The 12,450-nt window shown below is 33.4% G+C and carries 10 protein-coding genes; 4 read left to right on the top strand and 6 right to left on the bottom strand.

Annotated elements, in window-relative coordinates; all coding sequences use genetic code 11:
• The first annotated feature begins 1 nt into the window (after nt 1).
• Both BUB82_RS10385 and BUB82_RS10380 read left to right on the top strand, forming a co-directional pair.
• On the top strand, nt 2–1,084 hold the full coding sequence (locus BUB82_RS10385; RefSeq protein WP_073193559.1) for a mannose-1-phosphate guanylyltransferase: 1,083 nt from the start codon (nt 2–4) through the stop codon (nt 1,082–1,084).
• 3 nt (nt 1,085–1,087) lie between these two features.
• Nucleotides 1,088–2,536, top strand: a complete 1,449-nt coding sequence (locus tag BUB82_RS10380) for a DUF389 domain-containing protein (protein ID WP_073193558.1) — start codon at nt 1,088–1,090, stop codon at nt 2,534–2,536.
• A gap of 14 nt (nt 2,537–2,550) precedes the next feature.
• On the opposite strand, the gene BUB82_RS10375 is transcribed toward BUB82_RS10380, so the two are convergent.
• Nucleotides 2,551–3,315, bottom strand: coding sequence for an ABC transporter ATP-binding protein (locus tag BUB82_RS10375; RefSeq protein ID WP_073193557.1), 765 nt, complete (start codon nt 3,313–3,315; stop codon nt 2,551–2,553).
• Nucleotides 3,315–4,052, bottom strand: coding sequence for an MlaE family ABC transporter permease (locus BUB82_RS10370; protein ID WP_073193556.1), 738 nt, complete (start codon nt 4,050–4,052; stop codon nt 3,315–3,317). The genes BUB82_RS10375 and BUB82_RS10370 overlap by 1 nt, the downstream gene beginning before the upstream one ends.
• Before the next feature lie 114 nt (nt 4,053–4,166).
• Between BUB82_RS10370 and pafA the strand changes: the two genes are divergently transcribed.
• On the top strand, nt 4,167–5,786 hold the full coding sequence (gene pafA, locus BUB82_RS10365) for an alkaline phosphatase PafA (protein ID WP_073193555.1): 1,620 nt from the start codon (nt 4,167–4,169) through the stop codon (nt 5,784–5,786).
• Here the strand turns inward: pafA and BUB82_RS10360 are convergent.
• From BUB82_RS10360 to gcvP, 4 genes are all read right to left on the bottom strand, one after another.
• A complete protein-coding gene (locus BUB82_RS10360) occupies nt 5,778–6,629 on the bottom strand; it encodes a glycosyltransferase family 2 protein (RefSeq protein ID WP_073193554.1) in 852 nt (283 codons plus the stop codon). The genes pafA and BUB82_RS10360 overlap by 9 nt on opposite strands.
• 1 nt (nt 6,630) lies before the next feature.
• Nucleotides 6,631–7,155: a methyltransferase domain-containing protein gene (locus BUB82_RS10355; protein WP_073193613.1), complete on the bottom strand. Its 525-nt coding sequence runs from the start codon at nt 7,153–7,155 to the stop codon at nt 6,631–6,633.
• Between the two features lie 4 nt (nt 7,156–7,159).
• Complete coding sequence (locus BUB82_RS10350) at nt 7,160–8,221, bottom strand: 3-oxoacyl-ACP synthase III family protein (protein WP_073193553.1); 1,062 nt, start codon at nt 8,219–8,221, stop codon at nt 7,160–7,162.
• A gap of 160 nt (nt 8,222–8,381) precedes the next feature.
• A complete protein-coding gene (gene gcvP / locus BUB82_RS10345; RefSeq protein ID WP_073193552.1) occupies nt 8,382–11,228 on the bottom strand; it encodes an aminomethyl-transferring glycine dehydrogenase in 2,847 nt (948 codons plus the stop codon).
• A gap of 103 nt (nt 11,229–11,331) precedes the next feature.
• Between gcvP and BUB82_RS10340 the strand changes: the two genes are divergently transcribed.
• The gene (locus BUB82_RS10340) at nt 11,332–12,129 is read left to right on the top strand and encodes a UbiA prenyltransferase family protein (protein ID WP_073193551.1); all 798 of its coding nucleotides are present in this window, start codon (nt 11,332–11,334) and stop codon (nt 12,127–12,129) included.
• The last annotated feature ends 321 nt before the right edge of the window (nt 12,130–12,450 follow it).

The raw sequence follows: 12,450 nt of genomic DNA, 5'->3' as shown, positions 1-12,450 counted from the left end.
TATGAACCAAAATAGATATGCTGTAATTATGGCTGGTGGCGTAGGCTCTCGGTTTTGGCCAGTCAGCAAAACAAGTCATCCCAAACAATTTCATGACATGTTAGGCACTGGAAAAACACTTTTGCAGCAAACTTTTGCAAGGGTGAATAAATCTATTCCGCAAGACAACATATTTATTTTAACCAATAATATATACGAAGACTTGGTGAAACAGCAGCTTGAAGATATTAAAGACTTTCAGATTGTTTTAGAACCAGCCATGAGGAATACAGCACCATGTATTTTATTAGCGGCTTTAAAAATAAAGGCAATAAACCCTAATGCATCTATGGTGGTTGCACCTAGTGATCATTGGATTGAAGATGAAGCAGCCTTTGCAAGAAACTTAGATCAGGCTTTTAAAGTGTGTGATGATCAAGAAGCCTTGGTTACACTTGGTATACAACCTAGCTTTCCAAACACTGGTTATGGTTACATAAAGTTTGAAGATACTGATAAGGATGAATTGAGTAAATCGGTTATCAAATTTACTGAAAAACCTGATTATGAAACTGCTAAGCGTTTTTTAGCTGAAGGTAATTATTTATGGAATGCAGGGATTTTTATTTGGAATGTCAGCTATATTTTGAAACAATTTGAGCAATATCAACCAGAAATGTTTCAACTTTTTGCAAAAGCTGAAAATATTTATAATACGCCATCAGAGCGTGATTTTATACAATCTAATTATTCAAAATCAGCTAATATTTCAATTGATTATGCTATCTTAGAACCATCAACTTCAGTTAGATGCATTCCTGCTGAATTTGACTGGAATGATTTAGGAACTTGGGGCTCATTGCATGATAAACTAGAAAAAGATTCAGAAAATAATGCTGTGATAAACGCAGAAGTTATTTTGAATCACTGTAACAACAACATTATTAGAACCGAAAATGGTAAGATTGTTGTGCTACAGCGACTTAACGATTATATTGTTGTTGAAGATGAAAAAGTATTAGTGATAGCTCCAAAATCTGACGAACAAGATATTAAAAAGTTACGCCAACAAGCTATAGAAAAATTCGGTGATAATATAGGATAAGACGTGAGTACAGAACAACAGTCCAACGAAGATAAAGCTAAGCAAGAATCTGAAGCTAAGCAAAAAGAGATTAAGGAAAGTGCCAAGAAAACTTATGGCAGTATTCGTTCGTATTTACTTCATTTACTAGATATTAGAGATGAAACTGATCGTGATTCGACCATGGATGCGATTATTAAAGACATTCCTTTTAGAGGTCACAATGCATGGATTCTTATTTTTTCAATTATAGTAGCCTCTATCGGTTTAAATGTTAGTAGTACTGCTGTTGTTATCGGTGCCATGTTAATTTCGCCTTTAATGGGGCCAATTGTAGGCTTGGGTTTCTCTGTAGCAATTAATGATGTTGACACCTTGCGTCGCTCTTTAATTAATTTAGGTGTTATGGTAGGTTTAAGTGTTGTAACTGCATTTTTATACTTCAAAATTTCGCCGCTTACAGAGTTAACACCCGAACTTGCTGCCAGAACAGAACCGACTATTTTAGACGTTATTGTGGCTATATTTGGTGGCTTGGCGCTAATCATTGCTAAAACCAAAAAAGGAACTATTGCTAGTGTAATTTTTGGCGTTGCCATTGCTACAGCTTTAATGCCACCACTTTGTACGGCAGGTTATGGCTTAGCCGTATGGGATTTATCAATTTTTGGAGGTGCTATTTATTTATTTACCATTAATACCATATTTATAGCATTGTCTACTTTTGTGGTTTCAAAGGTCTTAAAGTTTCCATTAGTTAAATATGCAAATTCGCAACGCCGCCGGTTTATTGCTCGAACGGCTTATTTTATTGCTATTATTGCTATCATTCCTAGTATTTATTTATTTTATCAACTTTTACAGGAGTCTTATTTTACTCAAAATGCTAAGGCTTTTGTTAAAGAAGAATTAGCTCAATATGGTAATTCATTTCTTCAAACTAACTCAACTCATATTAATTACAATTCAGGCGAAAATCCAGTAATTGAAGTTGCCTTTTTAGGAAAAGAAATACCTGATGAAGTTATAGACTTATGGGAAAATAAACTTAAAAACAATGATTATCTAAGTAATACAACCTTAAAAGTATTGCAAAATGAAAATTCTGAAAAATTTAATGAATATAAATACATTGTAGAATTAAAACGTCGAGACTCACTTGATTTAATCAACAAAACGAAAGAAATTGATCAGTTAAGGCAAGAGTTAAACTCTGTTTATTCGCAAAAAATAGATGTACCTTTTACTGAAGTCGCTAAGGAAATTAAGTTGAACTATTCACAGGTGACTAAGGTTAGTTTTTCTGAAATATTAGTTACCAATTTTAGTCAAGTAGATACCATTCCTACTTTTAATTTGATTTGGAAAGATTCGATTTCGCCGAGTACAAAAGAGGATTTTCAAAAGCGTCTTTCAGATTGGTTGTCATATAAGCTTAATGTTGAAAAACTCAAGGTTGAAATCTCGTACTAAAACAAGCCGTAAATTTAATATCCTTTTTGTTGAGCAATTTTTACTTTTCGGAATAAATTAGAGGAGTAAACAAAATCTGTAACAGCTTTGTTATCTGTTTTGTGAATTTCGTCTTTTGTACCTTCCCAAGCTAAAATACCATCTTGCAGATAAATTATTTTTTCGCCTATTTCAAACACAGAGTTCATGTCATGTGTGTTAATAATAGTAGTAATTTGGTTTTCTTTGGTAATTTCTTGGATTAAATTATCAATAACAGTTGCTGTTCTTGGGTCTAGCCCCGAGTTAGGTTCGTCACAAAATAAAAACTTAGGTTTATTTACAATGGCTCTAGCAATAGAAACCCGCTTTTGCATTCCACCGCTTATTTCAGCAGGAAATTTCTGATTAGCACCATCAAGATTTACACGATCTAAAACTTCTTCTACACGGTTTTGCATTTCAGCTTGAGATTGTTTAGTAAACATTCTTAAAGGAAATTTGATGTTTTCTTCAACCGTCATAGAGTCAAATAGAGCGCCACCCTGAAACACCATTCCCATTTGCTTTCTTAATTCACGTCGCTGTTTAACAGAGAAATCTCTGTATGTTTTATCATCAAAATAAATATCACCTTTAGTAGGCTCAAAAAGTCCAAGTAGGCATTTTAAAAACACTGTTTTACCAGAGCCAGACTGACCAATAACAAGGTTTGTTTTTCCACGAATAAATTGTGTATCAATGCCTTTTAGAACATTAACATCGCCAAAGGATTTATGAAGATTTTCAACTTTAATCATTAACTTAAGAGTAATTGGGTTATTACATAATTTGAAACAATAATAACAACACTAGTCCACACAAAAGATGTTGTACTAGCACGGCCAACTTCTAAAGCACCACCTTTCATATAATAACCGTGATATGAAGGTATTGTAGCTAAAATAATAGCAAATATGAAGGTTTTAATAAAGGCATATATGATGTGAAAGGGTATGAAGTCCTCTTGTAAACCTGTTAGAAATTCGCTTGAGCTTAAAAACCCACCAATTGTAGCAGCCATATAAGCTCCAAAGATTCCTATAAACATAGAAATTCCAATCATAAATGGGTAAAATAGCATGGCTATAATTTTAGGAAATACCAAATAATTGAGTGAATTAATACCCATAACTTCTAGGGCATCAATTTGTTCAGTTACTCGCATTGTACCAATACTTGAGGTTATATAAGAACCGACTTTTCCAGCCATGATAACCGATATAAAAGTTGGTGAAAACTCTAATATAATAGATTGTCTTGCTGCATAACCAATTAAAGATTTAGGAATTAAAGGGTTTGATAAATTTAAGGCCGTTTGAATCGTTATAACTGCACCAATGAAGAAAGAAATAAAAATTACAATACCCAAAGACTTAGTCATTAAAACATGAATTTCTTGCAAAATCAAACGTTTCAGCTGTGAGGCTTTGGTCATTTTTTTGAACAAATCCCGAAACATGATAAAATATTGCCCAATACTTTCGATGTAACTCATTGAATTCCCTAGAATTTTCGCTAAAAATAGAATAAAATATTGAGCTATCAATTTAACTTGCAGTTAATCTTTACTTTTGCGGGTTCATTTAACTTTGCAGTAAAATCTATAAATATGAGATTAACTAGTATTGTTTTGTTAGCCCTTTTTTCGGGGTTTATTTTTGCTCAAAATCAGTCTAAACCTAAACTTATTGTTGGTGTAGTCGTAGATCAAATGCGTTTTGATTATCTTACTAAATTCGATTCTCACTACTCAGAAGATGGTTTTAAGCGCTTAAAACGTGAGGGTTTTGAGGCTAAAAATCTTCATTTTAATTATGTGCCAACTTATACAGGTCCTGGTCACGCTTCAATTTTTACGGGAACAAGCCCGATGAATCACGGAATTATAAGTAATACTTGGTATGATAAGTTTCAAGACGATTTTGTGTATTGTGCTGGCGATGTTAATGTTAAACCTTTAGGTACTGACGCACGTGACGGTCAGATGTCGCCACACCGTATGCTAACAACAACTTTTGCTGATCAAAACAGACTTCATACCCAATTTAGAGGTAAAACTATTGGGATTTCAATTAAAGATCGTGGTGCAATTTTACCAGCTGGCCACACAGCCAATGCTGCTTATTGGTTTTACGGGAAAGACAAAGGTCACTTTATTTCAAGTACTTTTTATCAAGATGAACTCCCGAAATGGGTGAAAAAATTTAATAAATCTAAGGTAGTTGAAAATTACTTAAAAAAGGATTGGAACACCTTCAAAAATGTTGAATCATATACAGAAAGTGGAAGTGATTTAAATAATTATGAACATGGTTTTGAAGGTAAAGATGAAGCCACTTTTCCTTACAACTTAAAAGCATTAAATAAGCAAAATGGTCAATTTGATATATTGAAAGCAACGGCCTACGGAAATTCCATCATTGTTGATTTTGCTAAAGAGGCAATCAAAGCTGAAGATTTAGGTCAAGATGAGCACACAGATGTTTTAACTGTAAGTTTTTCGAGTACAGATTATGTTGGTCATAATTTTGGGGTTAATTCTAAAGAAATACAAGACACCTATATTAGGTTAGATAGAGATATTGCAAATTTGCTAAACTTCTTAGATTCGAAAGTAGGCAAGGATAATTATACTTTATTTTTAACCTCCGATCATGGTGCGGTTCATGTGCCTCAATTTTTAAAAGATCACCATATTCCTGCAGGTTATTTTGATACGAAACAATTAGAGGCTGATTTAAATGAGTATTTAAATAAATTTGTTTATGAAAATGTTATTAAAAATATAAGTAATCAGCAAATATTTTTAAACTATGACTTTTTAGTAACATATAGCAACTTAGTTAAACTTCAACGGGAAATCAAGCATTTCTTATTACAATACCCAAAAATAGACCGTGTTTTTACCCGAGAAAATTTGGCTCAAAGTTCTGCTAGTACAAGAGCCGAAGCTTTAATTAAAAATGGGTTCCATCCCAAGCGAAGCGGAGATATAATTTTTGCTTTTGAACCTTCATACATTTCTTATCCAAAAAAAGGCTCAACACATGGTTCAGGCTTAAATTATGATACGCAAGCACCATTTTTGCTTTATGGTCAAGGTGTAAAGCCTGGTTATACCTACAAAAAACTTTTTATAACTGATATTGCACCTACTATTTCAGCATTATTAGGAATCGAAATGCCAAATGGTGCTACAGGATCGGTTATTGAAGAGGCTTTAGACTAATTTATCTAAAACACCTTTCCAACGTAATTTGCGAATAAAAATTCCTTGTTTAGAGTCTACTAAATAAGGAATTTTTTTTGTTTTTGCTTTAAAAAAGTTGAGCATAGAAATGATAAAAAATTTCAAGCTGTGCTTTTTCAACCCCATTTTTAATGAAGTTAAAACTGCTAGACCAATATCATAACGAATTTGATGCAGTGAAATTCCAAATTTTCTAGCTAAAGAAGTCTTGTATCGCGTTCCAGTTGGCTTTAAATGCTTAACCACAAGTTCACTATTAGTTTTTACAGTAAAGCCATAATACTGGGCAAGTAACTCATCGATGGTGTCCCAACCCATTTCAGATTTTAACCCACCAATACTTTGAAAACAGTTTTTTGAATAAGCTTTTAGAGCACCTCGAACATGTTTACTGCCTGTTAAATTTTCAAGTTTCCAACCTGAATTGCTTTTAATTGAACAAAATCCGCCATAGATACCTAATTTAGGTTCATTAGAAAAAGCCTGTACAATAACTTCAAGGTAATCTGCTGGAAATATAAGGTCAGCATCAAATTTACAGATGAGATCCATATTTTGGGTCGAAGTATGCGATAGACCAAAATTGAAGGCTTTTACAATTTTACTGCCAGGTTCATGTGCATTTGATGAGGTTCGGTTGACTAATTTTATAAAACTATATTGTTTTGAAAAATCTTGTACAATAGCTTCAGTTGAATCTGTTGAGTTGTCATTAACCACAATGACTTCAGCTGGTAAGTGCGTCTGCTGAACTAAAGAATTAAGGGTGTCTTTAATAAATTCAGCTTCATTGTGTGCAGGAATAATAACTAGTACCTTCAATTTAATCAGCTTTTTCGCAATATACCAAATAATAACGTGGTGTGAACTGTCTTAAGATAGGTCTAATTCCTATTTTATTGACTGGATTTGTAAATTTTGTATGGTCTACAATTTTCCAACCTGATTTTTCTAATAACCAATCAAATTGCCAATCTTCAAATTCATGAAAGTGCCGATCTCTAGGGTCGGCTTTACTTTGGTAAGCTTTAGCAAACCAAAGTTTTAAAGGAATACTTGCAAATAAATAAGGCGTTTGGATTGACTTTAAAACTTCATATGGAGATAATAAATGCTCAAAAATTTCAAATGCTGTGGTTATTTGAGCTTTAGATGTTATAATTTCTGTTTGATCGTTATCTAAATCTGTTCCAGAAGTATTAGTTACATTATAACCTTGTTCTTGCATTATTTTCGAAAATGGATTTTCAACACCAAGGTCTAAAATAGACTGTGGTGGTGCTTGGTGCTGTTTTAAAAATTTTAAGGTAAGATTAAAACGTTTTTCGGGATAATGATGTTCGTACATCTCATTAAATTTGGTAGGTAATTGCATTGATATTCATTCCTGCACCAACACTTGCAAACATAATTAAGTTTCCTTTTTTGAATTCTTGACCGCCGTAATAACCCTGTAAGTATAAGTCGTAAAGTGTTGGTACAGTTGCTACACTGCTATTTCCAAGTTCACTAATACTCATTGGCATAATGCCTTCTGGCATTTCAGTTTTGTAAAGCTTATAAAAGCGTTTCACAATGGCTTCATCCATTTTTTCATTAGCTTGATGTATAAAAATACATTTAAGTTCATCAATACTATGTCCACTTTCATCTAAACAAGCTTTCATCGCTTCAGGAACTTTGGTTAGAGCAAAATTATAGATTCTGCGACCATACATTTTTATGTAGCCGCGGTTATCGAGTCGTTGAGGTGAATTAGATTTATCGAAAAATATATATTTAGCTTCATTTAAACTGAAGGTAGCGCTCTGATGAGAAAGAATACCGCCATTGTCTTCAGTTAATTCTAGAATTGTTGCGCCAGCACCATCAGCATAGATCATTGAGTCACGATCATGCGGGTCTATAACACGAGATAAAGTTTCAGCGCCTATTACTAATGTTCGCTTTGCGAGTCCTGCGTCTATAAAGGCTTTTGATTGAATACAGCCTTCAATCCATCCAGGGCAACCAAATACTAAATCATAGGCTACGCACTTAGGATTTTTAATCTTTAAAATTTGCTTGACTCTAGATGCTATACTGGGTACAATGTCTGTTTGCTGTGTTTGATGCTCGACATCTCCAAAATTGTGAGCCACAATAATATAGTCTATATCTTCTTGATTAACACCTGCATTAACAATAGCTTTTTGAGCTGCAATTGCTGCAATATCTGAAGTTTTCATATGATCATCAGCATAACGGCGTTCAGCTATTCCAGTGATGGCTTTAAACTTTTCTATAATTTCTTTAGGATGGGCATCAAACTTTGATTCATCTTGAGTGTAAAATTGATTACTTAAGAAATCCTGATTGGTTTTAACATTTTTGGGGACATAGCTGCCTACTCCCGCAATTTTTACATTTGCCATAATAAGCGTGTTTTAGATAAATCAAAGTTGATTTAAAAATATCAACTTATCAATAGTTTTGTAATTAATTTTTTTAAATGTTAAAAAATTACAGTATATTAAAATATAAGCCTTCTTATTGGTTATTTATCAAGAAGGCTTATGTTAATTTTGTTATTAATTATGAGATGTAATCTTCAATAGGTGCACAGGTACACATCAAATTTCGATCACCATAAGCTTCATCAACTCTTCTCACTGTTGGCCAAAATTTGTTAGACTTCAAATAGTCTAATGGGAAGGCTGCTTTCTGTCTAGAATAAGGGAAGCTCCATTCATTTGAAGTTAACATTTCTTGAGTATGTGGTGCATTTTTAAGCACATTATTAGGCTCGTCTTTAGTACATGTTTCAATTTCTTGACGAATTGAAATCATTGCTTCACAAAATCGATCTAATTCTTCTTTGTTTTCGCTTTCAGTTGGTTCAATCATCATTGTTCCAGCAACCGGAAATGAAACTGTTGGGGCATGAAAACCATAATCGATTAAACGTTTAGCAATATCTTTGACTTCAATACCAAATGCTTTAAAAGCACGACAATCTATAATCATTTCGTGAGCAGCTCGACCGCGTTCACCAGAATATAATGTTGGGTAGAAGTCATTCAATTTAGATTTAATATAATTGGCATTTAATATAGCCGTTTCAGTAGATTTTCTTAAGCCTTCTTCGCCGAGCATTCTGATGTAAGCATAAGAAATTAGACAAACTAAAGATGAACCAAAAGGTGCTGCTGAAATAGCAGATATTGCTTGCTCGCCACCTGTTTCAATAATCGGATTATTGGGTAAAAATGGCTTTAATTGTTTGGCCACACATATAGGACCAACGCCAGGACCACCACCGCCATGAGGAATAGCAAAAGTTTTATGTAAATTTAGGTGGCAAACATCAGCACCAATCTGACCAGGACTGGTTAAGCCAACTTGTGCATTCATGTTAGCTCCGTCCATATAAACTTGACCACCATGATCATGAATAATTTTGGTAATATCTTTTATTGCAGATTCAAAAACACCATGAGTTGAAGGATAGGTTACCATCAATGCTGCGAGATTTTCACTATATTTTTCAGCTTTAGCTTTTAAATCGTCAACATCTATATTTCCTTTCTCATTTGCTTTAACCACAATAACTTTCATGCCTGCCATAACTGCGCTTGCAGGATTAGTACCATGGGCTGAGGAAGGAACTAAGCAGATATTTCTATGACTTTCATTGTTTGATTGATGATAGGCACGAATCACCATTAGACCAGCATATTCACCTTGAGCACCAGAATTAGGTTGAAGTGAAGTTGCAGAAAATCCAGTTATTTCAGTCAAGTAGTCTGCTAAGTCTTTTAGTATTTTTTGGTAACCCTGAGCTTGCTCTTTTGGGGCAAAAGGATGTATATTTCCCCATTGAGGGTTCGACAGTGGCAACATTTCTGAAGCAGCATTTAACTTCATTGTGCAGGAGCCTAGTGAAATCATAGAATGATTTAAAGCCAGATCTTTGCGTTCAAGTGATTTGATGTATCGCATTAAGGCTGTTTCAGAATGGTAACGATTAAAAACATCATGTGTTAAAAATTGAGTTTCTCTTGCTAGCTCATGCTGATCTATGATAGGTTCTACTGAAAATGAAAACGATTTTGATGCGCTTGAATTTGCCTTTGCAAACACATGAATTATATTGTTGAGATCTTCAATTGAAGTTGTTTCGTTTATTGAAATACAAACAGTTTCAGCATCTGCATAGTGAAAGTTTAATTCGTGTTGTTCGGCTAAAGTTTTAATTCGTTCAGCTTCAGCTTTAATTTGAATAGTATCAAAATACAAACTATTAACCTGATAATATCCGAGTTTCTCGAGTTCATTGGCAAGATTAACTGCTTTATGATGAACGGCGTTTGCAATGTGTTTTAAACCTTCAGGACCGTGATAAACTGCATACATTCCAGCCATAACAGCTAAAAGTACTTGTGCTGTACAAATGTTTGACGTGGCTCTGTCGCGTTTAATATGTTGTTCACGTGTTTGTAAAGCCATGCGCAAACCAAAATTACCATCAAGGTCTTTAGTGACACCGATAATACGACCAGGTATGTGGCGTTTGTATGACTCTTTAGTTGCGAAATAGGCTGCGTGTGGACCACCGTAACCCAGTGGGATTCCAAAACGTTGTGTAGTGCCAACTACAACATCTACACCCCAATCACCAGGAGCTTGAAGTTTAACTAGGCTTAATATATCGGCTGCGACAGCAACTTTTATGTCACTTGCAATCGCTTTTTTTGTGAAGCCTTCAAAGTCAGTAATTTGACCATGTTTACCAGGATATTGCAATAAAGCACCAAAAAAGTTTGCTGAGTAGTCAAATTCATTTGGGTTGCCAACAACAAGTTCTATACCTAAAGGCTCTGAACGTGTTTCTAGTAGCGCTAAAGTTTGAGGCAAAACATTGCTGTCTACAAAAAACTTAATTACTTTATTTTTTTTCTGTTCGCGGTTACGAACAGCAAAAAGTAGGTTCATGGCTTCTGCTGCTGATGTAGCTTCATCAAGAAGTGATGCGTTAGCTAGCTCCATGCCAGTTAAGTCTGAAACCATGGTTTGAAAATTCAGTAAAGCTTCTAATCGGCCCTGAGCAATTTCAGCTTGATAAGGCGTATAAGCTGTGTACCAACCAGGGTTTTCCAATATATTTCTTTGAATCACAGCAGGCATTACAGTTTCGTGATACCCCAAACCTATAAATGATTTGAAAACCTTGTTTTGCTTTGATAAATTATTGATATGCTTTGCAAACTCATATTCACTTAAAGCTTCAGGTAAATCAAGAGGCTTTTTTAGCTTTATACCGTCAGGTATAGTTTCATAAATGAGTTGTTCAAGTGAGTTAACCCCAATGTTATCAAGCATATCTTGAACTTCAGCTTTACTTGGTCCGATATGACGTAATGCAAATGATTCTGTGTTCATTACAAACTTTTTAAAATTTGCTTGCAAAAATACACTATTTGTAAGAAAACACTTGTTAAAAGATAGTGTATAATAGTTAAGTTTAAAGGCTTAATTTTGTAAAATGAAGCTCATAAAAAAAATATTTGATTTTTATATCAATGCAAGTATTCACGTTGCATTAGCTGTGGTTGCTTTTACTTACATTACATGTTTGTGTTTTAAATATAGTTTAGATCTAAAATTAGCAGTAGTAATTTTTTGTTCAACTGTAACGGGTTATAATTTTGTGAAATATGCAGGTATTGCTAAGTTACACCATCGTAGCTTAACTAGAAATTTGAAATTTATTCAGTTATTTTCATTTTTTACATTTATTTTTTTTTTATGGTTTTTGACATATTGTAGTTGGCGAGAATTAGCACTTTTAGCGATAATAAGCCTTCTTACAACTGCATACGCTATCCCTTTTCTGCCAAAAAAGAAAAATTTAAGGGCTGTAAAAGGTTTAAAGATATTTGTAATTGCTTTAGTCTGGACTTTAACTACAGTCGTACTTCCTTTAATAGATTCTATTGCTATTGATATAAAACAAATATATTATTTTAGTTTACATCGTTTTATTTTAATTTTGATTCTATTAATTCCTTTCGAAGTGCGAGATATTGATTACGATGATATTCAATTAAAAACTCTACCTCAATTGTTAGGTGTTAAATTTTCACAAGTTTTGGGTGTTTTTCTTGTATTAATACAACTATGTTTGGTGATAGAATTTAATCTTGATTATGATCTATTTGTTTTGTCTCTAATTTCAATTATTCTTATGTATGCTATCTTAGCTTCAAATTTAGTGAAATCTTTTTATTTCGCTTCGTTTTGTGTTGAATCGATACCAATTTTATGGTATTTAGTGATGTAATTAATGGGTTAATTTGATTGATTTATAGGTATGAGTTAAGTTTAAATAGTTAGTTAGTAATTAATTAGGGATTATTTGTCAAAAACGTTTAAAAAAAGTTTTGTGATTGCGGATAAAGGTTGTAGTTTTGCGCCCCGCAAGGAAATAAAGTTCTTTAAAAGTATTTAAGATTGATTTTGTGTAAGGGCTGTAAAATTTTTTTTCTAAAAAAGCTTGTTATGTTAGAAAATAGTTTTACATTTGCACTCGCAAAATCAGAAACAGAAATGAGTCATTGATTTGGTTTATTTTAGCAAAGAATTTAGATTAAAGTTCATTGAT

It is taken from the genome of Psychroflexus salarius (assembly GCF_900129035.1).
Taxonomy (GTDB): domain Bacteria; phylum Bacteroidota; class Bacteroidia; order Flavobacteriales; family Flavobacteriaceae; genus Psychroflexus; species Psychroflexus salarius.
This window is presented reverse-complemented; position numbering and strand designations above follow the sequence as displayed.